The sequence below is a fragment of the Aporhodopirellula rubra genome (assembly GCF_014192335.1).
GTDB classification, from domain to species: Bacteria; Planctomycetota; Planctomycetia; order Pirellulales; family Pirellulaceae; genus Rhodopirellula; species Rhodopirellula rubra.
The window spans coordinates 142,573-168,997 of the sequence record NZ_JACHXU010000019.1 but is presented as its reverse complement, the minus strand read 5'-3'; the positions used below and the strand labels follow the sequence as shown (position 1 = coordinate 168,997).

At 57.0% G+C, this 26,425-nt stretch carries 19 protein-coding genes; 7 read left to right on the top strand and 12 right to left on the bottom strand.

Features of this window, described 5'->3' with window-relative positions:
• A partial coding sequence (locus FHS27_RS22665) for a hypothetical protein (protein ID WP_246420604.1) occupies positions 1-366 on the top strand: 366 nt, incomplete at its 5' end.
• 21 nt (positions 367-387) lie between these two features.
• On the opposite strand, the gene FHS27_RS22660 is transcribed toward FHS27_RS22665, so the two are convergent.
• From FHS27_RS22660 to FHS27_RS22630, 7 genes are all read right to left on the bottom strand, one after another.
• Positions 388-918 carry a hypothetical protein gene (locus tag FHS27_RS22660; protein WP_009098165.1) on the bottom strand — a complete coding sequence of 177 codons (531 nt, stop codon included), beginning with the start codon at positions 916-918 and terminating at the stop codon, positions 388-390.
• Between the two features lie 413 nt (positions 919-1,331).
• A complete protein-coding gene (locus tag FHS27_RS22655; protein WP_184307292.1) occupies positions 1,332-2,330 on the bottom strand; it encodes an ABC transporter ATP-binding protein in 999 nt (332 codons plus the stop codon).
• Positions 2,330-3,391 (bottom strand): protoheme IX farnesyltransferase, encoded by a 1,062-nt coding sequence (locus FHS27_RS22650; protein ID WP_184307290.1) that lies wholly within the window; start codon positions 3,389-3,391, stop codon positions 2,330-2,332. The genes FHS27_RS22655 and FHS27_RS22650 overlap by 1 nt, the downstream gene beginning before the upstream one ends.
• Positions 3,392-3,483: 92 nt before the next feature.
• Positions 3,484-4,563 carry a COX15/CtaA family protein gene (locus FHS27_RS22645; protein WP_184307288.1) on the bottom strand — a complete coding sequence of 360 codons (1,080 nt, stop codon included), beginning with the start codon at positions 4,561-4,563 and terminating at the stop codon, positions 3,484-3,486.
• A gap of 2 nt (positions 4,564-4,565) precedes the next feature.
• The gene (locus tag FHS27_RS22640) at positions 4,566-4,736 is read right to left on the bottom strand and encodes a hypothetical protein (RefSeq protein WP_184307286.1); all 171 of its coding nucleotides are present in this window, start codon (positions 4,734-4,736) and stop codon (positions 4,566-4,568) included.
• A gap of 127 nt (positions 4,737-4,863) precedes the next feature.
• Positions 4,864-6,258 carry a c-type cytochrome gene (locus tag FHS27_RS22635; protein WP_184307284.1) on the bottom strand — a complete coding sequence of 465 codons (1,395 nt, stop codon included), beginning with the start codon at positions 6,256-6,258 and terminating at the stop codon, positions 4,864-4,866.
• A 334-nt stretch (positions 6,259-6,592) separates the two neighbouring features.
• Positions 6,593-6,886, bottom strand: a complete 294-nt coding sequence (locus tag FHS27_RS22630) for a hypothetical protein (RefSeq protein ID WP_184307282.1) — start codon at positions 6,884-6,886, stop codon at positions 6,593-6,595.
• Positions 6,887-7,282: 396 nt separating this feature from the next.
• Between FHS27_RS22630 and carB the strand changes: the two genes are divergently transcribed.
• Positions 7,283-10,534 carry a carbamoyl-phosphate synthase large subunit gene (gene carB / locus FHS27_RS22625; RefSeq protein WP_184307280.1) on the top strand — a complete coding sequence of 1,084 codons (3,252 nt, stop codon included), beginning with the start codon at positions 7,283-7,285 and terminating at the stop codon, positions 10,532-10,534.
• A 218-nt stretch (positions 10,535-10,752) separates the two neighbouring features.
• Here carB and FHS27_RS22620 read toward each other — a convergent pair whose 3' ends face one another.
• Positions 10,753-10,944 carry a hypothetical protein gene (locus FHS27_RS22620; RefSeq protein ID WP_184307278.1) on the bottom strand — a complete coding sequence of 64 codons (192 nt, stop codon included), beginning with the start codon at positions 10,942-10,944 and terminating at the stop codon, positions 10,753-10,755.
• 166 nt (positions 10,945-11,110) lie between these two features.
• The gene (locus FHS27_RS22615) at positions 11,111-12,418 is read right to left on the bottom strand and encodes a DUF1559 domain-containing protein (protein ID WP_184307276.1); all 1,308 of its coding nucleotides are present in this window, start codon (positions 12,416-12,418) and stop codon (positions 11,111-11,113) included.
• Positions 12,419-12,633: 215 nt separating this feature from the next.
• On the opposite strand from FHS27_RS22615, the gene FHS27_RS22610 reads away from it, so the two are divergent.
• The 3 genes from FHS27_RS22610 (at position 12,634) to FHS27_RS22600 (ending at position 16,079) form a co-directional block, all read left to right on the top strand.
• Entirely contained in the window at positions 12,634-13,239 is a 606-nt protein-coding gene (locus FHS27_RS22610) for a sigma-70 family RNA polymerase sigma factor (protein WP_184307274.1), read from the top strand.
• A gap of 1 nt (position 13,240) precedes the next feature.
• The gene (locus FHS27_RS22605) at positions 13,241-14,944 is read left to right on the top strand and encodes a FecR domain-containing protein (RefSeq protein ID WP_184307272.1); all 1,704 of its coding nucleotides are present in this window, start codon (positions 13,241-13,243) and stop codon (positions 14,942-14,944) included.
• Positions 14,945-15,224: 280 nt separating this feature from the next.
• Positions 15,225-16,079, top strand: a complete 855-nt coding sequence (locus tag FHS27_RS22600; protein WP_184307270.1) for a hypothetical protein — start codon at positions 15,225-15,227, stop codon at positions 16,077-16,079.
• 821 nt (positions 16,080-16,900) lie between these two features.
• On the opposite strand, the gene FHS27_RS22595 is transcribed toward FHS27_RS22600, so the two are convergent.
• A complete protein-coding gene (locus FHS27_RS22595) occupies positions 16,901-18,328 on the bottom strand; it encodes a PAS domain S-box protein (protein WP_184307267.1) in 1,428 nt (475 codons plus the stop codon).
• 1,084 nt (positions 18,329-19,412) lie between these two features.
• Between FHS27_RS22595 and FHS27_RS22590 the strand changes: the two genes are divergently transcribed.
• On the top strand, positions 19,413-19,892 hold the full coding sequence (locus FHS27_RS22590) for a hypothetical protein (protein ID WP_184307265.1): 480 nt from the start codon (positions 19,413-19,415) through the stop codon (positions 19,890-19,892).
• 412 nt (positions 19,893-20,304) lie between these two features.
• Positions 20,305-20,997 (top strand): carbonic anhydrase, encoded by a 693-nt coding sequence (locus FHS27_RS22585; protein ID WP_184307263.1) that lies wholly within the window; start codon positions 20,305-20,307, stop codon positions 20,995-20,997.
• A gap of 206 nt (positions 20,998-21,203) precedes the next feature.
• Here FHS27_RS22585 and FHS27_RS22580 read toward each other — a convergent pair whose 3' ends face one another.
• On the bottom strand, positions 21,204-22,664 hold the full coding sequence (locus FHS27_RS22580) for a DUF1501 domain-containing protein (protein WP_184307261.1): 1,461 nt from the start codon (positions 22,662-22,664) through the stop codon (positions 21,204-21,206).
• A gap of 60 nt (positions 22,665-22,724) precedes the next feature.
• A complete protein-coding gene (locus FHS27_RS22575) occupies positions 22,725-25,619 on the bottom strand; it encodes a DUF1553 domain-containing protein (protein ID WP_184307259.1) in 2,895 nt (964 codons plus the stop codon).
• Positions 25,620-26,425 lie beyond the last annotated feature (806 nt).

Below are 26,425 nucleotides of genomic sequence, written 5' to 3'. Positions count from 1 at the left end.
TCCAGGAGGTGGGGCTTGTTGCCCACTCAAACCCGATCACTTACGTTTTTACTAGAGAGACCATCACGAGTTTCAACAACGAATGGGACATCCCCGAGTGATGAGCCAACACCGGCGGAACCTGCCACGCCCGAGATTCCCAAAGAAGAATTGCGTTTGGCGATGAAGGCGTTTCGCAAACGCCTCAAACTGACTCGCCTCGACGATGAATCGCGACTCGGATATGGCCCGATGTCCTCGGGCGGTAAATCCGGAGTGGCCGCGATCCGTCCACCTGATTCGTACCCCAAAGCGGTCTGGTTAAAACTCGCCGAGCAAGGAAAACTCCGCCGCGAAGGTGGAGGCCTTTACTCGATCAACGAATGAACCGCCCAATGGGATCAACCATCATTCGATGAGAAGTTGATCCGCGGGATCGGATTCTTCCCACGCACGTCGGATCTCACGCAGACCGTACGCACACAATTCGAATTGGTCGCTCAATCGATCCAACAGATCGCACGGTGGTCGACTCTCGTCCGCTTCGATCGTTGACGCGATTTTGTACGAACGTTTGCCGTGATGGAAATAGTCGAGCAATTCGTCGGGCGAACCTTTGCCATTGCCGCGAACGCTTTCGGGAAACATCCCCGATCGGAACAGAGTCACGTCGCCGATGTGCCGGTGCACTTCCCGACGAGCCGTCCCGATCCGCCGCTCCGCTTCACACATCAACTGAAAGACTTCCGTCGCGGGGCGACCGTCATCACGACGCACGCGTTGGATCGCGTCGACTCGCGTGAACCGCAACATCAGTTCACTGACGTACTCGACCAACTGAACGTCGGCAACGCCGAGTTTGGTTTGGAAGATGTACTCAGACAAACCGCTGAGAAATCGATCGAGAGTCGATCGCTTTGGAAGAGAGTGATCAGGCATAACAATGCTCCTTCGTAGACGAAGGGTCGATTCGCCGACGGAGTTGGAAAACACCAGAGAAACCGAGCGAGTCAAAAAACCTGAAATTCAGAATTAGTTACCCCTGATAGCCGCGTCAAGTCGAATTTTTCACGTCAATATGCTTAGGCCCGGGGACTCGCCGTTAACAATCCTATACGGGCAGCGTGCGAAATCCGTTCAAAACGTTTTCCAACGCCAGTTCGAAAGTTGATTTTTCAGGCGATTTCGTGCCCTATTCGGAACGAATACGTTCGCGGCGCTGGTGCGAATGATGCAGTTTTTTGGCAAGTAGAAACGTTGGGCTGAACGTGGCCCACCGTCTGGTGACGGTAGCTACTTGTCGAAAACGCGTTTAAAGCAGAGCGTGGGAATTGGTTAACTCGCCCGCATGATCAATCGAGGAACGCCGTTCCGGTCTTGGCAACGAACACGTCCTCGAGACTGGCGCGGCCGAACGCGATCGACTGGACGTTGTCACCGAGTCGACTCGCAATCGGATCGACCAACGAGGCCAAATCCACGTCGCCGGATTGTTCGCTGGTCAAACGAAGTGTGTTGCCGACTCGCAGCGGGTGCAGGTTGAATTCGTCTCGCAACACCGACTCGGCTAACGCAACATCATCGGCGACGAGCGTCAGTACGCGATCACCAACTTGCCGTTGCAATTCGGACGGCGAGGCGTCAGCGATTTTTTTGCCCGCGTCGAGCAACACGACCCGCGTCGCCTTGGCGGCTTCGTCCATCAAGTGAGTGGTCAACATCACCGCGACGCCTTCGGAGGCGAGTGTTTCCAACGCATCCCACAATGCAAGGCGTGCTGATGGATCGAGCCCCGTGCTGGGTTCGTCGAGCAACATCACCGGCGGACGATGCAGCAAGCCTTTGGCCAACTCGACACGTCGTTTGAGTCCACCGGACAAAGTCTGGCAGAAATCGTCGCGTCGATCCTCGAGCGAAAATTGTTTCAGTAATTCGTCGCAACGGTTGATCAATCGATCGCCGGTCAAACCGTACAACGCACCCTGGCATCGCATGTTCTCCAGCACGGTGAGTTTGATATCCAAACTCGGTGATTGGAAGATGATCCCCAACCGCCCTCGCGCGGTCATCGTTTGCTTCGCGAGGTCAGCCCCCGCGATCACGGCGTGCCCGGACTGCACCGGCAACAAAGTGCTCAAGACACGAAACAGTGTTGTCTTGCCGCTTCCGTTCTTGCCCAACACCGCAACGATCTCGCCGCCACGGACGTTTAGATCGAGATTGTCCACCGCGAGCGTGTCGCCATACCGATGGCTCAACCCGGTGACCTCAACCAGTGGCGTGCCCTTATCGGGATTCGTCGTGTTGTCGTCGCGGGTCAACGTATCGTGCGTCGCCGTATCGTCGATCATCACAGCCCGATCATCCGCAGCGTCATCACTAACAGAACCGCGGGCAAAACGACCAGCGACCAACGCAACATCTTGCGAGCACGCGTGTCCTCGGGGTTCTGCTGGAACCGCAGGGATGCTTTGAGCAGCGGCCAACACGCCGCGATCACCAAAACCGACGTCAGGAAACTGGCCGGTGACAAAATCAATTGCCCCGCCGGAGCCAGACACGCGATCACACCGCACGACGCCAACGTGACCGTCCCAATGATGCTTTGCCATGCCGCACTGCGTCCGGTCGGCTCAACAGTCGTGGTCATGTGGAAACCCGCTTCGGCGTATTGCCGGCGATACAACCACGCGATCGCCATGAAGTGCGGGTACTGCCAACACGCGAGCACGCCGAACAACATCCATCCGGACAAATCCGTCAATTGGCCTCCGGCGGCGGTGTATCCCATGAAGACCGGCAAGGCACCGGCGATCGCACCGACGGTCGTGTTCCAGGCGGTGCGTGTTTTCATCGGAGTGTAAACGAGCACGTACAACGCCCACGTCGCCACACCGACGGCGGCCGGAAGAACACCGAACTGCCACGCGAGCAATCCGGTTCCGACCAATCCGGCAATCGCGGTCATCGTCACACCGAGAGTCAGCGACATGCGGCGTGAGGCCAATGGGCGTGACGCGGTGCGAGGCATCAACGTGTCGATCACACGCTCCCAAACTTGGTTCGCCGCTCCCGCGCTGCCGGCGACCAATCCGGTCCCCAACAACAAAACAGCCCAAGCGAGCAACGACAAACTCACGCCGGCTGGGCTCGCCATCGCAATCCAGGCCGACGCGACGGTCGTGACTAAAATCATCATCACGATCCGAGGCTTGGTCAGCTCGATCAGATCGCGGGTCAGGGTCGGCTCCCGGCGACGCGACGCTCGTTTGCTCTCGGTTGCGTCGAGGGCACCGTCAAAATCGTCTTCTGCCGGCGGAATCACGCGATCCAGTGCTCCGTCATTCTCCTCGTCCATCACGGGCGGTTCATCCAAGAGTGCAGTCGACGATTCGCGGTAGTCGGTCGCCATGAGCGGCCCCGTGATAGTAAGAGATGAGAAAAGTGCGGAGGTCGGTGTTTCGGAAATGATTTTGAAATCACCGCTGAGATCGGGCTTCAGGGTCAGGCGTCACGTTCATGGGCCCACGTCGACAACACCGAGCGTCGGCGCGCCAAACGTACCGTCAACAACGTCGCGAACGCTAGGATCAACGAGCCTGTGGCGACATGCCCCGTCACAATCCAGGCATCAAGGAGGTTTTTAGACTCCAACCGGTAAGAGCCACTGCCAGGCAACGACTCCAGGATCGGCGGATAACCGTAATTGACAATCCACGTCCCAACCCCGAGCAGAATTTGCACGGCCACTAAGCATATCAATCCTGCCGCAGGACGCGAGAGCGTCAAATCGCCGCACCCCCGCATTCGCCACCACGTGATCCCCGCGAGTAACCAGAACAGCAACGCGATCGCGGCGTGCGTCATCGCCGTGTGGGCGAACATCCCGGGGCTCGTCGACGGAAGAGCGTGTCGCAATTGAGCCCCAAAGACGATCTGCAGGTAAGAGATCGCAATCAACAAAACCGGCAAAATCATCCGAGGCGACACACTCGCGCCTTCTTCGGATTGCCCCACACCCGCGGACGCCAGTACGGATTTGCGATGCCATCGCTGTCCGGTCACGCACGCGGCCACCACGCACATCGCGAAAAAGGCAGGCCCCGTACATCCATGGACCATGGCCAAAACGCGTGCACTCATCGTCACACGCAATCCCCCCAGAACCCCTTGCCCGATCACCGCGACCAGAATGCCCGCGGCCAGAACAGTCAACCACTTCCGCGAATCGCCTCGCCAGGATGCGACCAGAAACCCGATCGCGACGAAGCCGACGAGCGCCCCGAGAAGTCGGTGGCCGTGCTCGATGAACAAATCGAACGGCCCGAGCAACCAAGTCGACAACGGATACAGGAACAAGTTGTATCCGTACGTTCCCGGCCAATCAGGCACGGACATGCCCGCATCGTAGGTCGTTACCAATCCGCCGACCCAAATCAGCGGCCACACCAAGACGACCAGCACGACGGCGAGACGCCGCGGCCAAGGCGATGTCTTCGTCATAGCGTTCGATGAGGCGAGTTCCGTTTCCGGTGCTTCGTACGCACCGGCGGTCGTCTTATCGTGTGTTGTTGAGGCAGCCACGTTTATCGTTCTCCTCGATCGTGAACGCGTTCACCAGTCAAACCACCAATGACCGCACCACCGGCGCCAAAGATCGCCGCAGGAATCAACCCGCCCATCCCCATCAACCACATCAGGGAAAGTCCAACGCATAGCCCCGTGAGAGCACCGACAGTTCGAAAGGTATCACGCATTTTGATCGGGGAAGGGGGGAGGAAGGTGGCAGGGAAAATAGGAGGACGGGCAAGCAGGAGGATGGGCAAGCAGGAGTATGGGAGAAGGGGGGATGCACGAACTGACACGCGGCAAACCTGCAACCTGTCACCGCTTCAAATAATTCACTAAATCCCAGGCTTCGTCGGGGGACAAGCCTGTTTTGCCGGCGGCTTCTTCGCTGATGTCGACGCTCGGCATCGGGGTTCCCGCGATGCCGTGTTGGATTCGGCGGTACAGTGTTTCGGGATCGCTGCCGCCGTGGAACACTCCACCGGTCAGAACCCGAGGATCGATCTGGCGTGGAGGCAACGCGCCCGCTTTTCGGAACGGCTTCACCTCTTCTTTGTCATCCGGCGAGATCCCAATCCGGGTCGTAAAATCTTTGGTCCAATCGTCGTAATCGAGCGTCGGCAAACCGCCTGCGCCGTTGGTGCCGTGACACCCCGCGCAGTTCGCGATTTGGCCGTGAAAGATCTCTTTCCCACGGGCAATCGATGCCGCCAACTCGTCACCCTTCAACTCCGTTCGCGGCGGCACCGACGACGACTCTGCGCTGACCCACCGCCCCAAAACGTCGTCAATCACTTCCGCGATCGCTTCACCGCCTTCGGTCAACTCGTCCGGCATGATCGGCTCACGCTGCGTCGAGTCGTTCTGCGTCGACACCAACATCAATCGCAGGTCATCTTCCGGCGGCGTTGTGTCGTAGTCCAACATGTCGACCGCGAACGACAACAATTCACGTTCGACTTCACCGCGAACGGACAGATAGATGACGTAGTCGACAATCGCCTCGCGATCCGACGGCGGCAACAGCGAGAAACTGGGCATCGGTGTCCCTGGAATCCCGTTGACCAGCAATTTCATCAGGTCGTCACGCGTCGGTTTCTCCGATCTCGCGGTCGACTTCCACTTGAACACGCCCGCTCGAAAATCACGAGGGTAGGGCACCTGGTAACGTGACGCGGGCCCCGCACCGCTGCCCGACACGCCATGACAAATCACGCAGTGTTCTTGGTACAGCCCTGTGTGAACGTTTTCTTGATCGCTGGTCACTCCACCGGCGGCGATTCTCAATCGATCGATCGAAACGAGATCGCGTTGCTGATCGTTCGCCATCCAACTCGTCGGCCAACGCGGTGACTGCGGCGTTCCGAAGAGTTCTTCAATTACCGGTGCGACGTCTTCCAACGCGGCCTGAGTCGGCACATCGCGGGAGATTTCCAACGACATCGCACGGACGAGGTTGGATTCAAATTCGGGAGGTGCTTCTCGGCACCCGGCGACCGCGGCGAGCGTCAGGCAAACGAGTGCCGACAGAGAGACCGGTGCGGCGGACAGGCAACGTCGGTCGAGCCTCAGGCCCGGGGAGCGCACGCACGTCGGCAAGCCAGGGCCGGCGCGAAACATCGACGAAAACAACATGAGATATCGAAACGAGCGTGGGAATGAGATAGACAACGTATTGTCCCTACGCGTCCATTCCTGAAAACCGCCCAACGGCGAGAAATTCCGCCGCCGCGACGAATCGTCGCGGTCAACCCCGCCCTGCCGACAACACCGTTACAGGTTGTGATGGTGTTGCCTTCGTGAGGGTTGGAGCATTTCTGTCTATGCGCCCGGGCGACAGGCGTGATGAGAAGGTCCTTGGGATCGCTCGCAAACGACGTAGGCCGGATCAAGGACGCGATCGATGCCGGAACTTGCGGAAACAGTCACCTTCAAAACAAGCGACAAACTCTGAAACACGCCACTATGTCGTCTGCCGCGCCCGCAATGGACCGGTTTGCTGGGGTCCGACCTGCCCCCAAACGTCACCCAAACGCTCCACCGACTACCGCCAGTGCTGGATCGACATGGTCGCACCGCAGTCGGATGCCAGGGCGTCGAGTTGGCTGCCGTCGAGTTCAATCCTCTCGACGCGGTAACCCGCCGTTTCGACTTGGTCGCGGGCGTCCAACATCGCGGTGTCTAACGAATCCGACTCTCGGCGGAAGCGCACCGAAACGACACCTTTGCACGACCGAAGCGACGTGTCGGTGCATCCCGCTTCATAAAGTGCGTGTGCCAGACCTTCGCTTGCTTGCGTGAGTCCGGACAGGACGATTCGGAATCCAAATGTTCTCATGGCTTTTCCTTTCCAGGCCCCCTCTTGTGGCTGTGTCGCAAGAGAGAGACACCGCTACGGATCGCAGCGAACATCTCAAAGATGCGTTGTTTTGAGAGAAAACACGGTAATTTGATGCAAGATCTGCCATTTCAAATTAACTGCTTCTCGCAATCCTCTCATTTCCTTCCCTCAATCTACCCACCCGGTCGGAGAGAGTCGAGCATCTTCTGGTCGAGAATCTAAGGTTGTCGCGACCTCCCGGGATCGATCCCCCAAAATCGTCATAGCGGCAGACAAACCACAATTCTTACCCAGGTTAACTCTGGTCAGCGTCCTCTGCGCCAAAGCAAAAACCTGCTATCCTTCCCGAAATTTGACGCCGTCTCGCCTCCTCGCTTACTGGAACCCAAGATCGTGCCTCGCCGCGAAGACATCAAAAAAATCCTGCTTATTGGCAGTGGCCCCATCGTGATCGGGCAAGCCTGTGAATTCGACTACTCAGGAACCCAAGCCTGCAAGGCACTCCGCGAGGAGGGTTATGAAGTCGTTTTGGTTAACAGCAATCCTGCGACGATCATGACCGATCCGGCGACCGCGGACTCGACCTACATCGAACCGCTGACGTGGCAGGTTGTTGAGAAAGTCATCGCGAAAGAACGCCCGGACGCTTTGCTGCCCACCCTCGGTGGACAAACCGCACTGAACGTCGCCATGGACCTCGACGCCAACGGCGTGCTCGAAAAATACGGCGTCGAAATGATCGCCGCCAATGCGAAAGTGATCGCCAAAGCCGAAGAACGTGACCAATTCAAAGAGGCGATGGAAAAAATCGGCCTCGACGTCTGCAAAGGCTATACGATTGGCACCCTGGAAGAAGCCCGTAAGGCGCTCGCCGAAGTCGGCCTGCCCGCCGTCGTCCGTCCGAGCTTCACGATGGGCGGATCGGGTTCGGCGATCGCCTACAACAAAGACGACTTCGACGCACTCGTCCAAAACGGTCTCGACCAATCGCCCGTCACGGAAGTCTTGATCGAAGAATCCATCATCGGGTGGAAAGAATACGAGATGGAAGTCATGCGGGACCGCGACGACAACGTCGTGATCATCTGCAGCATCGAGAACTTCGACGCGATGGGCGTGCACACGGGCGACTCGATCACCGTCGCGCCCGCTCAAACGCTCTCCGATAAAGAATATCAACGGATGCGCGACGCCTCGATGGCCGTCATCCGCGAAATCGGTGTCGAGACCGGCGGCAGTAACATCCAATTCGCGATTGAGCCCGATACCGGGCGGATGATCGTGATTGAAATGAACCCGCGGGTCAGCCGCAGTAGTGCGTTGGCCAGTAAAGCGACCGGATTCCCGATCGCTAAGATTGCCGCGAAACTCGCCGTCGGTTACCGGTTGTGGGAACTGCCCAACGACATCACGCAAAAAACGAAAGCCTGTTTCGAACCGACGATCGATTACGTCGTCACCAAAATGCCGCGTTTCGCGTTCGAGAAATTCCCCGAAGCCGATGCGACCCTGACGACGCAAATGAAGAGCGTCGGCGAGACGATGGCGATCGGACGGACGTTCCAAGAATCGTTCCAAAAAGCACTCCGCGGACTCGAAGTCGGCGCGTTCGGTTTCGGCAGCGATCCGAAGGACAAATGGGGCACCGACGAACAACCCGATCGCGACGAGATCCGAGCCAAACTCAGCATCCCGGGCAGCGAACGCGTCTTCTACATCCGATACGCAATGAAGTCCGGTATGACGGTTGCCGAAATCCACGCGTTGACGCACATCGATGAGTGGTTCCTCGAACACCTCATGCACCTGATCGAAATCGAAAACGAAATTTTCGCGATCGGTTCGCTCGACAAGATCGACGCCGAACGGATGCTCGACATCAAACGTCGCGGTTTCTCAGACCGACACATTGCAGCGATGACCGGATCGACTGAACTGAAAGTCCGTGCTCATCGATTGGCACAAGACATCCGTCCGGTCTTCAAGAGCGTCGACACCTGTGCGGCCGAATTCGAAGCCTTCACGCCATACTTCTACAGCACTTACGAAACGGAATCGGAAGTCCCCGCAAAGTCCGACTGCAAACGCATCATGATTCTCGGTGGCGGCCCGAACCGGATCGGCCAGGGAATCGAGTTCGACTATTGCTGCTGCCACGCATCGTTCGCCCTGCAAGAACTCGGCATCGAATCGGTGATGGTCAACAGTAACCCGGAGACGGTTTCGACCGACTACGACACGTCCGACATGCTGTTCTTCGAACCGTTGACGATCGAAGACGTGCTGAACATCTGCGACGAAATCAAACCTGACGGCGTGATCGTCCAGTTCGGCGGCCAAACGCCTCTGAACCTCGCCCGCGGACTCGAACAAGCCGGCGTGCCGATCATCGGAACGAGCGTCGACACGATCGACACCGCCGAAGATCGCGAACTGTTCCAAAGCCTGATCAATGAACTCGGCCTGCGACAACCACCGTCGGGCATTGCACGCAACATGGAAGAAGCACGCGTGGAAGCCAAACGGATCGGCTACCCCGCACTCGTTCGGCCCAGCTTCGTGCTCGGCGGACGGGCGATGGAAATCTGCTACGACCGGGCCCAATTCGAACGGTATGTCGCCGAAGCGTTCATCGTCGCCGACGGACAACCGGTCCTCATCGACCGCTTCCTCGAAGACGCCACCGAAGTCGACGTGGACGCGATCTCCGATGGCAAAGATTGCGTCATCATGGGCATCATGGAACACATCGAAGAGGCTGGCGTTCACTCCGGTGACTCGGCGTGTTGCATCCCACCGTTCAGCCTGACCCAACCAGTGCTCGCGGAGATTCGTGATGCGACGCGCAAGCTCGCCGCACGCCTCAACGTGATCGGTCTGATGAACATCCAGTTCGCCGTCAAAATTGAATCCGACGGACCGCAGGTCTACATCCTCGAGGTCAACCCACGGGCCAGCCGCACGGTGCCGTTCGTTGCCAAAGCGACCGGTGTGCCTGTCGCGGGCATCGCCACCAAGGTCATGGCCGGCAAAACGCTGGCGGAACTCGGCGTCAACCAAGAACCGATCCCGCGTCACGTTTCGATCAAAGAAAGCGTGTTCCCTTTCCGCAAATTCGCGGGCGTCGACATCGTGCTCGGCCCCGAAATGCGGAGCACGGGCGAAGTCATGGGAATCAGCGAAGTGTTCTCGATGGCGTTCGCCAAGAGCCAACTCGCCGCCGGCACGGTGCTGCCCGATTCCGGCAAGATCTTCATCTCGCTGTCGGCTCGGCATAAAGACGACGTCGTCGAACTCGGTCGGTCGTTGATCGATCTCGGCTTTGAACTCCTCGCCACCGAAGGCACCGCACTGCGACTCACCGAAGCGGGTATCGCGGTCACGCAGGTTAAGAAGATTGCCGAAGGTCACCCGAACCTGATCGACTACCTCAAGAACGACGACGTGCAGTTGATTCTCAACACGCCGAGCGGCAAGGGTGCCCGAACCGACGAAGGCAAGATTCGCGCCGCCGGTGTCCAACACGGCGTGCCATGCATCACGACACTGTCGGCTGCCGAAGCCGCGGTGCGAGCGATGAAGGCAGTCCGAGAAAACGATATGGAAGTCGAATCGCTGCAACACCGCTACGCCGCCAACGTGTAGTCCGAGCGTTCGCTTCCGATAGAAAATAAAAAATGCCGGTGGGTCAAACCACCGGCATTTTTCGTTTGCACAGATCACGCGGCCCAGCAGTGCTCGCTGAACGTACGGGAGCGTTCATGCAAAGCCGTAGGCGTTCATAGGACGGCGGCTTTCCAGATTCACGGCCGAGCGACGGTGACGACGTCAGATGGACGCGAGCCGATGAATCCTGCCGACAACTATTCCTTCGGACGAGCGTTGGTTTCGCTCGACAGTTCATCCGACTGATTCGCCGCTTCTCGCATCATCTTGTCAAACTCTTCTTTGGACATGCGTCCGGAATCCGACGACAGCCCACCTTTGTGCCCGTCGCATCCGGGCCCAATCGCGAGCGTCCCTACAAACAAAACCAGCAACATCCAACGTGTCATCTCATTCTCCTAAAAGTCATACCGATACAATAATTGCAAATGCAGACACGGCTGACTCGCGCCGGCCGCAATTCAGCGTCGCCGACACGCGGGCGGTCAAACCCGGCCCCGCGTGCGGCAAGTAATCAAAGTCGACCAAGTCGAAATTGGTTCTCGAACGAACGAACTACAGCTCTTCGCTGATCACTTCTTTCGCGGCGCGTGTTCCCAACGCACCCCACAATCCGTAGGGGCTCGACGCTCCAGGCGTGTTGGCGTTCGGCGGAGTCGTGTTGGCACCCAACAAAGCAACCGGTTCCTGATTTCCGTTGCCTGCTTCGATCGAGTCGGTAATGAACTTCACCGCACCATCGGACATCAGGATGTGACAACCGCCTTGGTGACGACTGCTCGGCGGCAAGAAGCCGGGATTACCGTAGCGGGCCCAGTTCTGCCAGTTGAACTGCGGCCCACCTTCACCCACGCACACGGGCGAGTTCGGTGGCAGGATCGTGTTGAACTGTGAAAACACCGTCGCCGCGTCCGCCCATCGGTATCCACGTCCCGTCCACACGTCGGCTTCGGTGATCGTGTCGGTCGCGCCGATGTTCCAAAACTGCGGCCGATCGCTGTCGATGCCCGCATGCTGCGAACACTCCACAGGCGTGCCGACGGGCGCCGACGGTGTCCATGTGCCATCGTGAATCGCAACGGTGCGGTTGGCGTCGGTGCGAACGTCGTGGTCACCCAAGTCCGTCGTGATTTCACCCGCGATGATGGTGTTGGCCAATCCGTCGAGGATGTCACGGAACCTCGAATTCTCACGTGGGACGAACACGCCGCGGCAGGACGCACGAGCACGTTCGACCATTCGCGTACCACCGGCACCGCCGACTGTCATCGTGTCGTTGTTGTACTTGCCACCGTTCATCATGTGAGGACTGTCGCCGGCACACGATGCATAATTCGTCCGGCCCATCGCTGGCAAACCCACGCCCGGATCACTCGGACAACGCAGCGCCGGGATCTCGGTCATCCATGGATCGTAGGGCGTCCAACCGGGATACGGCCCCATCGCGGGTGCGTCGCCGTTCCATTGATTCGTGTTCAAGATCGCGACCGTGCCGTCGCCGTTGCCGTCACGCGGGTTGGTGATTTGTTCCCACAACGCTTGCTGTTCGAAGAACGGTAACAGACCAACAAAGATGCTCAACCGTCCCGCATTGCAATCGGTTCGGTTGCCCGTATTGGCAATGTTGCCGACCTGCAAAGTCGTTCCGCCGTACAGTTTCGGCAATTGGTTGTACGCGCTGTGATAGTTGTGCAACGACAAACCGATTTGCTTGAAGTTGTTGCTGCAACTCATCCGTCGGGCTGCCTCGCGAGCGGCTTGGACCGCCGGCAACAACAACCCCACCAACACGCCGATGATCGCGATCACCACGAGCAGCTCAACGAGCGTAAAACCACGACGCCATGAATAATTTCTATTCATCAAAACTCACCCTCTCTATAGAAAGATATGGAAACCGAGAAGCCGTCTACGGGATCGTAAAATCCCCGCACAGCGTCTCTCATGTCTCGTAATTCCGCTCAAATTTCAATCTGTCGCCGAAATACGAGGATTTTTTTCTTTCTTACGCGATTGTTTTGACAGAACACGGTGACATCGGAATTACCTATTAGAAGACCACCAATCAATGTGTTCTCATGTCGTGTTCCCATGTCCACATCGTCCGCGGCGACGCATCCCATCATTTCTCCAACACGCACCGCATGAACGACAGTTCCCAAGACGAAAGGTACGAACGGTTTGTCGGCTTGCTCAGTCGGTACGAACCCTCGATCCGGAGCTACGTTCACACGTTGCTTCCCGGCGGTCAGGGCATCGACGACGTCTGCCAGGAAACCGCGTTGGAGTGTTGGCGGAAATTTGCAGACTTTGATGACCAGGGCGACGAAGCCAGCTTCATCCGTTGGGCATGCGTGATCGCGCACTTCAAAGTACTGAGCTGGGTGCGAGACCATTCCCGCGACCGCCTCGTGTTTCGAGAAAGCATCCTGCGGACGATCGCTGACCGGGCAATCGAAGATTCCGACCAAAAGACAACCAAATTGAATGCGATGGAACGTTGCCTCAAATCAATGGACCAAGAAAACCGCCAACTCCTCTTGAGCATCTACAGCCCCGGCAAATCGGTGGTCGGAATCTCTCAGGAAACCGGCCAAGCGGTCGGTCGTCTCTACCGGAGGATTCGGGGACTGCGTAAGTCACTGCTGGACTGCATCCGCTATCGAATCGCGGAGGGATGCTGAGATGTCGAAAAAACCGAACGTTAGCGAACAGACGCGAGACCTCATCGATCAAGCGATCAACCGAACGATCTCGGACGAAGATTTCGATCGGTTGCAGGACGCGATCGAGAACAGCGAAGAGGCGTTGGACGAATACGTCTTCGCATTCCAAGTCGACGGCATCCTCCGCGAGAAAGCACTCGAACTCGATTCGAAAACAATACCACCGATTGCGGAACGCGTCGCAGCGCAACCGTCTCACCTACGTTGGATCCTGGCCTTCGCCGCCACCCTTTTGATCGGGCTGGGTTTCGGTTTTTCGATGACACGTTGGGCCCCGCCACGCGACAACGACGCGTTCGCCACACAGCGAAACGCGAACGCTCCTCGTGCCAATGCACTCGATGTCGATGTCGATGTCAAAACCAACCAATCGCCGCCCAACGGATCGATGTATGTCGCCCGCTTGGTCCGCATGACGTCGGGCGTCCGATGGGGCAGCAACTCGGCAAAGCCTGATTTCCTGCTTCGCACGCGTCAGGGCGATCGTATCGAAATCGAAGAAGGAATGGTCGAACTCGAATACTTCACAGGTGCCTCAATTATCCTTCACAGCCCGTGCCGGTTTGTCACCACGGGGGGTCAATCGGGACGACTCGAGAGCGGCCGCGTCACCGGCAAAGTCGACGGCGGCAACTTCCGAATCCTGACTCCTTCGGCGAACGTGCTGGACATGGGAACCGAATTCGGCGTTTCTCTTAACGAGACCTCGGACACCGACATCCATGTGTTCGACGGCGAGGTCCGAGTGCAGTCAAACTTCGATCTCGATGCCTCCGTTTCGCCTGTATCACTGACCAACGGAATGTCCGCACGCGTCAATCGAAGAGGCCAAATCGATCGGAAGCACGAGATCGACCAGCACCAATTCAGTCGCGACCTGCCGCAACAAACAACCGCAATCGCGAACGAACTGAGCCTCGTCGATCTGTTCAGCGCCGACTCGCGAGGCAAGTTTGCGTTGACGGGCGTCATCGCGCCCAACACGGGTGCGTCCGACCGTGGACCGTGGCTCAACCTGGACGGACCAGGCCACCGCCTATCTAACGGTTTCTGCTCGACCGAACAAAACCCGTATCTCGATGGCGTGTTCATCCCATCGAGTTATGGACTCAACGTTCAGATCGACTCCTCCGGCACCTGCGTCAACCTCCCGCCAACGACCGGACGCACTTGGGGGCCCGTCTGGTCGCGACGGCGGTCCGATGAATCCCAATGGGCCGGATCCGTCGAAGACTACTGGGGAACGATGACGCTCGAACACGTCATGCAACGACTCAATCAATGTGTCACCGGCATGATCGGTATCCACGCCAATGTCGGGCTGACGTTCGACCTCGATGAGGTCCGCCGACGTGGCCAGACACCGTCGGAGTTTTCCGCCACGACTAGCAACCTGGATAACTCCAAGGAGCGAATCACGTCGGATAGCGAGTGGCGTGCCTCGCGACGATTCAGTGCCGACGTGCGCGTCTTCATCGACGGGCAACTTCGCGCCAGCCAACTGGACTTCACTCGTGAGGACGGTGAACTGCCAATCTCGGTAACGATCAGCGACCAAGATCGGTTCCTGACGGTGGTTTCAACCGACGCGGGTGAGTTCGACGGGTTCGATCACGTCGTGTTGATTGACCCTGTCCTCAAGCTGAAATCGAACGACGAGTAGACACTCGCCCCGTGTCGTACGCGGCACCGCTCTTCCCCGCCACAACGTCGGACAACAGACTGTCTTCGACCGTGGCGTCTCGGTTCTCGATACCGATCCCTGATTCGAACCCGGCGGCTGAGCTGAAAAATGTGTTGCCGAGCCGCAATCGCCCAGGCCGGTCGCATCGCCTGCGAGATTATTGAATTATTTTAAATTGCTGCAGAACTCGGTGATTCGAAGTGGATTAGATATTCATCTATCACTCGCACCCTTGGTTTTCGCAAAGGAAAATCACTCAATGACCCATCTTTTGGTCGGTACCGCTCGGTTTGCTGTTCTACTAACCGCAGTGCTGGCTGCCAGCCTCCCGCTTGGAGCCGAAGACAAGCCGCACACTCCGCCCCGAGCCAGAATCCACGATCCCCGTCCCGAAGAAGCGACCGGCTGGGTCGTGATCGACAAGTCCGCTTTCTGGCCGCTCTGCTACGAGGCGCTCGATCAAATCGAAGTCGTCCGCTCGTTGGCTGGGTCGGATGACAAAGAACCACTCGCCGATGCAATCGAAAAATGCGGTGCGTGGTTAAACCTGGCCGCCTCTGCCGCGATGACACGCGGGGAAGCCGGCGTCGTCGATGTTGCCGAAGAGTGCGTTCGCGTGGCGGACAGGATTCGCGACAATAAGGTCACCGTCGCGCCCGAGCGAATCCAAAAGCTGATGACACTTTCACTTCTCTGCATGGCAAAGTCCCACTTGATTCGAGCCGAAGATGCCGAACAATCTGCTCCCACACCCGACGCCACGCCCCGCAGCAAACAGCCCTCGACGCCCGAACTGAGGGAAGCCGAACGGGAAATCACGGAAGCCCGACGTGAGGCCGCTGCTGCGAAGTACGTCTATGACACCGAACAACTCCGACGCCATGTTTTCGTCAGCCAAGATTATCTGGAAGCCGCAGCGAAGACGGGAGACATCGAGGTCGATGCCAAACTTCTTAATCGTGACTTCACGCGAACTCCGCTAACCGCAGAATCCACTTTCGATTCCGCCCAAGAGTTGACGTTTGAAATCCGTGTGCTCCTCACACGCCTCTTCATGTCAATCGACGAGCGTCGCGTCAAACTGGCGACCGAACTCGGGATCGACACCGAGTAGCGAAGACCACGAACAAACCTTCGCTCGTGCCTTCAATCCGAGGCGTCTTGTCATGAGTTCCGGCGACGGGACTCATGATTTTTTTTGGACACACCGCACGCCTCTGTGCGGGCCGCTTTGATCCGCCCGAGGTAGGCGAGTGTCCACGTGAGTGAGGAACGACCGAGAGACAACGTGCCGGTGCCGCCGAGCCCGATAAGCCGATTAAGCCAGTCGTGCAACTTGTGACGGCGAGGTCGTCATCGACCACAGATTGACGACCGCTACGCCGACATTAGAGTTCAATCAAATGTTGCGAACGAAAGAGCATTTCAGATGCTCGCGTGCTCGCCCATAGTAGCGGGTTGCTCAAGGAGTCAGATCTCAGGAAGTCTGGCGACATCACCAACATCTGCTGAGGAAATGCTCGAGACCACCCGACGCACGCGTTACCAGGAGCAGTAGCAAGCTCGACAGGTTAGTGACCGGGCCTCCGAAACTCGGACAAGATACCGAGCCGAACAGTCCAACACTCGTGTGGAAAAAATTGAAGTAGGCTCAGCCGGATTCAAAGGACCAACTCTTTGCCCCAAGCGATGATTCCTCTAGGCCGGCTGAGCCATACTTCAAGGTCGTTGTAATAGTATCGGTCTAAATTTTGAGCGTGCTCGTCGATTGTTTACAAATGCGGGAAATCCCTCATACGGTACGACTTAACATTTTTACACCACTGTACGTCCCGTTGTCAGGCCATAGCGAAGCCGATAACGCCACTAACCACCCCGCACGCCCAAAATCACCGCATTTTCGGCGGCGTCACCGAAGCACGTTCCTGTAAGGTTTTACCGCTGAACGGACTCTGCCTCCAACGCGATCCGAACCAGTTCGGCGATGCCTTTCACGCCTAGTTTTTTCATCACGCTGGAACGATATCGTTCGACGGTTTTCTCGCTCACGTCGAGACGTTTCGCGATGACTTTGTTCATTTGGCCTGCTGCGACCAACGAAAAAACGCTGCGTTCCCGATCCGAGAGCATGTCGAGCTTTGCTTTGGCGATCTCCGCCTTTCGAGTCAGTTCTTCGGCGAATTTTCGGTGGGTGATGTTAATGACGGTGTTTCGAGTCCCGCAGAAATCACCAAGGTCGTCATAGAGCGGACGGGACGAGACGAGCACCCACACTTCGTGACCGTCGCGGTGCTTGACCCGGTACTCTGTCGCTTCCGACACGCCGTCGGCGCGTTTCTTGAAATTTGACGCCAACGATTGTTTGGAAGATTCACCGATTAACTCGAAGATCCCAACCCCAACCAACTCCTCGGGTTCATACCCGAACATATTTGCCGCCACCTGATTCGTCTTCACGATGTTGCCGTCCACATCAACGACAGAAATGCCTTCTGCCGCCGACTCGACGATCTCGCGATACAGTTTCTCGCTACTGATGAGGGCGGATTCGATCTGCTGTCGCTCGCTGATGTCCTGAGTGGTGCCGAACCAAATCACTTCACCACCGCGGTCAATGCACTTCACTTTCGCACGGAACCAGCGCATCTCACCGATTTCAGGATTGCGACGAAACTCGATTTCCATCGAGTTGTGGAGGAAGAGTTCCGATTGATGTGCATTGATCACCTTTTCACGATCCTCCGGATGAATCAATTCCAGGAACTGATCAAATGACGGGGGCGATTGATCAGGCGACAACCCAAACATCTCGAACAACTGGCGCGACCACCAACCGGTCGTTTCGCCTTTAACCAATTCCCAACAACCGACTTGTGAGTGCCTCTGCGCCATTTCCATCCGCTGAAGAGTTTGCTCACGCTCCTGTTCCGCCCGAACGCTATCAGTGACATCCACGGCGGTTGCGACCACAATCTCGTCGTCATTGTCGCGTTCGCCCCAACGCACAAATGTGACCCGTCCCCATCGCTGGTGTTTACCATTCCTCTGCACATAAAGAGTACGGACGAATTTCGATTCGCGACCATCACTCAACGATTCAATCGCATCCGCAATGCCAGAAACCTCCATCTCGGGCAACAACTGCTTCAGAGGCATACCGACCAATTCATCGCCATCGATTCCAACAAACGCGTTGAACACCGCATTGGTTTTCAAGATCGATAAACGTTTCGGATCGACACCAAAACACCCAATACCAAACCGTTCTAATTGTTCGATGAAATTCTCTAAAGCGGTAACACGATTCTCCTCGATCGAATTTTGCATGCGATGCATCGTGTAATCATTTGAATCGTTTGTCATAAAAGTTTCCCCGAGCAATGCCCGAATGGCTAACTCCGCGTTACGTTACCTACTAACACGAAAAAGAACTGAATGGAGCACGTGAATCGCTAGCCATGCGTTCGCGTGTCGCGTCATCATCGGTGAGTCAAAACGGAAAGTGACGCAGCCCAACTGTTTTCTCGCGAACGAGATAGAAAGGCGGCGTCGAGGATCTCTGGTCGCTGAGCTACACGCAAAACCGTGTCATACAAAGCGATTTCGGCGAAATCCAAACGACTGAGCATGTCAATACAAGCAAGCCCAATGTCATTTAAACTACCCTACACCCCCGTGCAATGGCGTCCACGGCTTCAAAATGCGCCGGGGCAACTTGAACACCAGTCACCTTTGTCCACCACAGCTTCACAGTAGTCACGCTAGCCGCCCCAACACCCTACGATGCAACCATCGTGCCGCTATTGAGACGAACTCTCTGACTGACATGCCACGCGTCCCTTCACGGTCGCCCCCGTACGCGAAATCTGATCCCCCACCACGATTCGCTAAGCCATGCGATTACCGAACCGGGATGGCGTTACTCTCTCACGAAGGGGAGTTGCATTCGTATCAAGCAAGAATCGCCTGCTCGGCATCGAATTGCGGAGCAGAACACCGATGGCCAGTTGGCGAATGCATTGTTGTCATGCGTCCCACCGAATACCTGACAGGGCGTTTTGTTATTTTTTTTCACTGTCGATCGCAAGACGCGTTGGACGAGCCATCGGAACAACCATGCTGTATTACTTAAGGCCTGGCCGCATTGCGAGCACACGATTGCGAGCACACGATTTACGAACGTTCATTGCGATCAGCCGCAACGCTACCATTGGGGGCAGCCACACCCAGCAAACCGGTCTGAACGTCAGCACCGCCCCACCTAGCGACAACTCAAATTGCCGACGATTGACCGACACTGACTGCGTAGTATTACTTTTCAAACAACAACGCCCTTCAAATGTGAACTGACTCATTCACTCCCGACGCAACCGACAAACGGCAACACTCTTCTCGCGAACACGTCGGCTGTCGTGTCATCAATATCCACCAACCTCGACAGACTCTCATGCGTTATCGAATTTTCTGGCTCATTGCCATCCTGTTAGTTTCGATCTCAATCTCGGATGCATCAGCGGAATCGCCATCACTGATGACAATGATTCTCCCGTGGCAGTATCCCGACAGCACATCACGTGGGGCGTCGATGTCGGACGGCGCAACGATGAGTCCGGACGGACAACGCACCTGCCAATCAATCACATGTAAAACGACAATGGTGACCGATGCCACTGTCGACGAGGTGCTCAATTACTACGCTCTGAAATTGAAACCAACGAAAGACGAAACCACCGATACGTTTCCCTTCGCAACGGCGGGTCGATCAGTCGTAGTGAGTGACGACTCCGCAGACCGACCGTTTGCAATGCACACGGTCTTGGTCAACACGTCCCGCTCATCGACGACGCTCATCATCACCCGGGGCAAGGACGAAGCGCAAACACACATCGCGTGGAAACACTACCGACGGCTGACCAACGACGAGTAACGCCAAACGCCGACGCAAGCCTTGCGCGACGACGCGGCAAACGGCGATCCTCGTTTCCGCCGAATGAGATTATCCTCCGGGGAGGCGATCCGCACTGAAATGCTCTTCTCTGCAACACGTCACGTGGCTCGAGCTCGTTGAGCGAACGACCGCCCGTTTGTTTTGCGGCAAATCGACGCGTCAGAGGGTCGACGCAGACTCGAATGCCCGCCCTGAACACTCCACTCCGCGTGCGTTTTGCGTCGGGAAAACATTGCCAAACATCAATACCGGGGTGGGTCGGCTAGACTTCGATCTTCTCCGCGTGATCCATGACGTCACGTCGGCGGACGTCTATTTGCAATGGCACGATCAGAAATCGGATTTTATAGTCGCAGAGCTAGTTCATTTCTTCTCCTGCTCTTCGACCGCCATGAATCTAACCACCCTCGTGAAGTGTCTCGCTGTCTGTGGAATCCTGTCCACCCTTTGCTTCACCACCATCTCGTCGATCCCTACCGAACGTTCCTGGGAAGCGGTTGACTCGGATTCCGCGATCAAACGATTGGCCGAAGGCAACGCACGGTTCGTCGAAGGCGAATCGATCCACCCCCACGAAGCCTTCGCGTGGCGATCGAACCTTGAGAACGAACAACATCCCTGGGCAGTCCTACTAAGTTGCAGTGACTCCCGTGTCCCACCCGAATTGATCTTCGACCAAGGATTCGGTGACTTGTTCGTGATTCGTGTTGCAGGCAATATCGTCGACACCGATGTCATCGCGAGCATCGAGTACGCGGTCGACTATCTCGACACCAAACTCGTCGTCGTGATGGGACACACTCACTGCGGCGCCGTCACCGCGGCCGTGGACAGCGAACTGCACGAAGCTCATGAACCCGCTGAAATCACCTCACTGGTTCATCGGATTCAACCGGCCGTCGCGTTCATCGATGGCGAGAACCGCGAAGAGACGATCAAACGTTCGGTCAGCAATAATGTCGAGCTATCGGTGTCGCGGCTGAAAGAGGTCGGTGATCTGGAACGGGCCTTGGAGCAAAGGAGCGTCAAGATTATCGGTGCCATGTACGACATGCACACCGGAGTCGTGAGCTTCGACGACTGACGAATCGTCTCGACGTCAAACCGGCGTCGACGACGTTGCACGCCGCAGGTGGCCGACTCGACCTACGGCGAGTGTCTTTGCCCCTTCGGGACACTTGAGTGAGTTGCGGTCATACACGGAGGCGTGCGTCCCGCGGTCACGAAACCGGGACACCCGCAACGCCACATCATGATCACTATTACACGCTTTCGAGCCGATCACGCTTTCTAAGCGATCACGTCGTGAATCACACGTGCGGGTTTGACTCCAGTCAGTTTTTGATTGAGCCCCTGGAAGTAGTAGCTCATGCGATCGGATTCGATACCGAGCAGATGCAACATCGTGGCGTGGAAGTCTCGCACCTGGACGGGATTGGACGCGGGTAGGTATCCAAACTCGTCCGTCTCGCCGTAGGTGAAACCGGGCTTGGCACCGCCGCCCGCCATGAAGAACGTGAACGCCGCCGGGGCGTGGTCGCGACCGATCAACGCCATCTTGTTCCCACCGCGATTCTCTCGCATCGGAGTGCGGCCGAATTCGCCGCCCCAAACGACCAATGTGTCTTCCAACAAACCTCGTTGATCGAGGTCGGCCAGCAACGCGGCGATCGGTTGGTCGACCTCTTTACACTTCTTCGCAAACCCGTCGTTGATCGCTGTCTTTGCTTCCGTGCCGTGCGAATCCCACCCGCCATCGTACAGTTGGATAAAACGGACGCCCGCCTCGGCGAACCGCCGTGCGAGCAAACAGTTGTTGGCGAAGGAGACTTCTCCCTTCTTCGCACCATACATGTCGAGAATCTGTTGCGGTTCGTTGCTAATGTCGGCAACGTCGGGAACCGCCATCTGCATCCGGAACGACATCTCGTACTGGGCGATCCGAGTCAACGTTTCGGGATCATGGAATTGTTCGTGGCTCTTGCGGTTCAGATCCCCCAATGCGTCGAGCATATGCCGGCGGATATCACGGGTGACGTTCGCAGGATTAGAGATATTCAGAATCGGATCCCCCTGCGAACGACATTGCACGCCTTGATAGACCGATGGCAAATAGCCGTTGGACCACAACGCCTTCCCGTTGCGAGGCACACCACCGGACAACAGCACCATGAATCCGGGCAGGTCTTCGTTCTCGGTGCCCAATCCCCATGTCACCCAAGCGCCTTCGGACGGATAGCCGATACGTGCGTTGCCCGTGTGCACCAACAACTGGGCCGGCCCGTGATTGAATTGGTCGGTCTGCATCGTTTTGATAAAGCACATCTTGTCGACGTGTCCGGCCACATGCGGGAACAACTCCGACACCCACGCACCGCTCTCGCCGTATTGTTTGAACGAAAACTGCGGCCCCAACATTTGCGGCGTCCCTTGGATGAACGCAAACCGTTGGCCGTCGAGATACTCCTGCGGTGCGTCGCGACCGTCGTACTTTGCCAATTCCGGCTTGTAGTCAAACAGTTCCAACTGGCTCGGCCCACCGATCATGTGCAGAAAGATGACTCGTTTCGCTTTCGCGGGAAAATGTGGCATCGCCGAATGACTCTCCGCCGATGACGCCGCCGCACCGCCGGCCTGCGACGCCAACCACATGCCGCCCAAACCCGTCGTGCAACGCTGCAAGAACTGACGCCGCGTGTCCTGTTCGATCCGGGCCCGAACGAGCTCTTGTTCAATCGTTAAACGTTTCATGATTTCATCGCGGAAAGAAAAACAACAATGGATAGATGATGCCGCCAAGGAAGCTCGGCGTTACTTGGTGATAACTTCGTCGAGGTTCATCAGTACGGCGGCGACCGACTGCATCGCGTTGGAGGCGTCACTCGCCTGCTCAACCGTGCGGTGAAGATCGACCAACCGTTGCACTTCATCCGGTTTCGCCGACCGACACGTGGCCAGCGAAAAACCGTGTTCGATCTGCCCGGCCAAATCTTCGCAGTGTCCGCCCATCTTCGCGGCAAGAGCCTGCGAGCATTCAACGAATCCCGCATCGTTCATCAGCATCAATGGTTGCAGCGGCGTGTTGGATCGCAACCGCTTCGGTACACAAAACTCACGCGAGGGTGCGTCGAACGTTGCCGAGATCGGAAACGGCACGCTCCGTTTGACGTACGTATAAACGCTCCGCCGGTACCGATCTTCTTCGCCCGGTTTCGGCGTCTTCCACGACCCCCGACGTGCCCGCCAAACGCCCGGCGGCAACGGTGGGTAGGCGGGTTCGCCGAACATTTTTTCGGACAACAACCCACTGATCGCGAGCATCTGGTCACGAACCGTTTCCGCCGGCAATCCGTGACGCGGACCACGGGCGAGAAATCGATTGCTCGCGTCCGCTTCCATCAGCTCCGGGCGAATCTCTGAACTCTGCCGATAGGTTCGCGACAGAGCGATCTCACGCAGCAGTCGCTTGACGCTCCATTGGTAGTCATCGCGAAAACGCACCGCCAAATCGTCGAGCAGCTCCGGATGCGAGGGACGGTCCCCGGTCGAACCAAAGTCCTCCTCCGTCGCGACCAATCCCACACCGAACATCCGAGCCCAAAAACGATTGACCGCGACACGCGCCGTCAACGGATTGGCGTCACTGACCAACCACTTTGCCATCTCGAGGCGATTCGACAAAGGTTGATCGTCGTCACGCAAGGATCGGGGCACGTCGGGATAGACCTGTTTCTCTTTGGTCAGAAACAACCCACCGCCGAACACATGAGTCGGCCGCGTCAAAGAGGGCTCACGTTCCCGCAGTACCGGAACCTCCGTACTCTTGATCGCCGCGAGCTCATCTTTCACCGAATGCAGTTCCTCCTTCGCTGCGACGAAATCGGCACCGTGAGGTAGAGCCGTCAACTCCTCGTCCGATGAAACCGCAAAGTGCGCACGGCGTGTCACCAATGGGAACGCCGCCAACTCTGTCACGCGGTGCAAAATCGTCAACCGCAACTTCGCTCCCGCCGGAACATCAACCGCATCGTCGAGCACGATCACGGCCTGACGCGGATGATGAATGCGGGAGTATGCAGAGAAACCGTCTCGCTCGTTGTTAAGACTCGCGTTGGGATTGTGATACGGATACGGTTCGTCACCGTAAACCTTCGCGAGCTTCAATGATTTCGTCTCGGGTTTCTCCTTTGAACCGTCATCGCCAACGAGAAACAGTTCCGCTTTGATGTTGGACATCACAAATCCCCACTCCGAATCAATCAGAGCTTGGTCGGGATCGTGCGGCATCGCCGTGATCTGAATCCCGGTCAATGAGTTCACCGAATCGGGAATCGGCATTTCGACCGTGACGAGCGTGCCGCTCGAGACGGTGCCGGTCGTGAAATACTCGTCCCATTCTTCATGAGCTTCGATTTCCAACTTCGAAGCCTTGTTCGTCTTCCCATGCGAGATACGCAAGTGTGTCCACTTTTTCGGATCCGCGGCGACATCCCATTCCCGTTGCCACAACTCACGCGTCCGCCGGTCGATATCACGTTGCAGGCGTGAGGCGTTCGAGTAATCTTCCTTCGAGAGCGGAACAGAAAGACGGGGCCAATCGTCATTCAAATCGCAATCGACGGTGTTATTAAAGTAGCCGACGAACTGATAAAACTCGTCTTGCGTGAACGGGTCGTACGGGTGGTCATGACACTGAGCACACCCATAGGTCGTACCCTGCCAGGTCTGCCACGTGGTACTGACACGGTCGAGCACCGCGGCGATGCGAAATTCTTCGTCGTCTGTGCCGCCCTCTTCATTGGTATTCGTCAAACGATGAACGGCCGTCGCAATTTCATCTTCGATCGTCCGGTCGGGCAACAAATCGCCCGCGAGCTGCTTGATCGTGAACTGATCATACGGCAGGTCTTGGTTGAACGCGTCGATAACCCAATCGCGATACTTCCAAATGACACGCGGTGAATCTTCGCCCTGCCCACGCGAATCGGCGTACCGAACCAAGTCGAACCAGACGCTCGCCCATCGCTCACCGAAGTGGGGCGATTGCAATAATCGGTCAACGACCGCCGCATAAGCCGACGGCCCATTGTTTTGCAGGTCATCCCAAAATGCGTCCCGCTCGGCAATCGTTGGCGGCAATCCGATCAGGTCCAACGAAACACGGCGGAGCCAACGGTGAGGAATCTCATCCCCGGCGGGCGTGATGCCGCGTCGATCGAGTTGTTCCAAAACAAACGCATCAATCGGCTCGCGAGCCCAATCCGGCCGCGATACATCTGGAACCCTGTGACGTTCGGGAATTCGGTACGCCCAATGACTGCCCCACTGAGCGCCCTGTTTCACCCAACGCGTCAACAAATCAATTTCTTCGTCATTCAATCGTGGCCCATGATCGGGCGGCGGCATGCGATCCTCATCTTCCGGTTCGAGCACCCGCACCAACAACTCAGAGTTTTCTGGGTCACCGGGTTCCACTGAATACATCGCGGAGTCCGCATAGACAAACGACAGATCCGCCGCCTGCTTCACACCGCCATGACAAGACGTGCAGTGCGTCGTGAAAATCGGACGAATCTGCTGATCAAAATCGATCGTCTGCGCGGTCGACGGTGCGTGATCAATGACGCGTTCGTTCGCACCAACACATTGAGCGATCGCCCCCAGAACGAGAGCAACGAAGATCGCCGACATACGATGGGTGATCATCAAAATTTAGCCTGCCAATTCTTTCAATCGTTGGTGCTATGTGTTGCGAATGGGGTCCCGATCCGATTCTCGCGAATCTTCGATCTAGCGTTTCAAACGGCACGTCGCGAACGCCTCATCCAACCGAACAACACGACCTTTTCCGGTGCATTCAATGGTGAACGGAGCGGGACCTAACGTTCCCTGCCTGCCCCAACTGCCATTGATTACCGACCGATGCCGACCAAGAGAGGGAACACCCTGAGATGTCTACTGCCGGGCACGGGGATTTCGGCCTACCGAACTCTTGATTTTTTCGTGAATTCCAACGCGGTCTCATTCGCTTTCGCTGCGTGCTCGTGGATCGTCATCGCACAACACCAACACCCCGTACAACGTGGAACATAACGAAAGGGGACAATCCATAGACTACGGGTGGTCGGGTGTCGAACCCACTGCGGACCCACATCCACAGTCCCGAAAGGCTCACAAACAGAAGCCCATCCCGCGACAAGCCCAGGGTTGCGGCGAAAAACAAAAACTCACGCGTCGAATCAGCATAACCCGAGAAAACCGCCGCAACAGCGACATACAGGAAAAGAGGCCGCCCTCCATAGATTAGCGACACGAATTAATAACGCATTATTTGAAATTTCAACATGAATTTCGAGGACAAATTGTCGCGAGGCGGCAGTAAACGAGTCGAACGCCTCTGACGTTGACCCGCCTCGCTTCCGTTTGCAAACGCCCCAATACGGAAATGCTTGCAGCTCAAACCCGTCGCCCCGGGGTCTGTTCGATCAGTCTTTTTAACCTTTGGAGTATTG

Bases quoted from the DNA above. Each gene is read 5' to 3' on its own strand.
- FHS27_RS22610 (WP_184307274.1), top strand. From the start codon at position 12,634: ATGTCGTGTTCCCATGTCCACATCGTCCGCGGCGACGCATCCCATCAT.
- FHS27_RS22615 (WP_184307276.1), bottom strand. From the start codon at position 12,418: ATGAATAGAAATTATTCATGGCGTCGTGGTTTTACGCTCGTTGAGCTG.
- FHS27_RS22650 (WP_184307290.1), bottom strand. From the start codon at position 3,391: ATGGCGACCGACTACCGCGAATCGTCGACTGCACTCTTGGATGAACCG.
- FHS27_RS22595 (WP_184307267.1), bottom strand. From the start codon at position 18,328: ATGACAAACGATTCAAATGATTACACGATGCATCGCATGCAAAATTCG.
- FHS27_RS22655 (WP_184307292.1), bottom strand. From the start codon at position 2,330: ATGATCGACGATACGGCGACGCACGATACGTTGACCCGCGACGACAAC.
- FHS27_RS22605 (WP_184307272.1), top strand. From the start codon at position 13,241: ATGTCGAAAAAACCGAACGTTAGCGAACAGACGCGAGACCTCATCGAT.
- FHS27_RS22585 (WP_184307263.1), top strand. From the start codon at position 20,305: ATGAATCTAACCACCCTCGTGAAGTGTCTCGCTGTCTGTGGAATCCTG.
- FHS27_RS22590 (WP_184307265.1), top strand. From the start codon at position 19,413: ATGCGTTATCGAATTTTCTGGCTCATTGCCATCCTGTTAGTTTCGATC.
- FHS27_RS22600 (WP_184307270.1), top strand. From the start codon at position 15,225: ATGACCCATCTTTTGGTCGGTACCGCTCGGTTTGCTGTTCTACTAACC.
- FHS27_RS22580 (WP_184307261.1), bottom strand. From the start codon at position 22,664: ATGAAACGTTTAACGATTGAACAAGAGCTCGTTCGGGCCCGGATCGAA.
- FHS27_RS22640 (WP_184307286.1), bottom strand. From the start codon at position 4,736: ATGCGTGATACCTTTCGAACTGTCGGTGCTCTCACGGGGCTATGCGTT.
- FHS27_RS22630 (WP_184307282.1), bottom strand. From the start codon at position 6,886: ATGAGAACATTTGGATTCCGAATCGTCCTGTCCGGACTCACGCAAGCA.
- FHS27_RS22575 (WP_184307259.1), bottom strand. From the start codon at position 25,619: ATGATCACCCATCGTATGTCGGCGATCTTCGTTGCTCTCGTTCTGGGG.
- FHS27_RS22660 (WP_009098165.1), bottom strand. From the start codon at position 918: ATGCCTGATCACTCTCTTCCAAAGCGATCGACTCTCGATCGATTTCTC.
- FHS27_RS22620 (WP_184307278.1), bottom strand. From the start codon at position 10,944: ATGACACGTTGGATGTTGCTGGTTTTGTTTGTAGGGACGCTCGCGATT.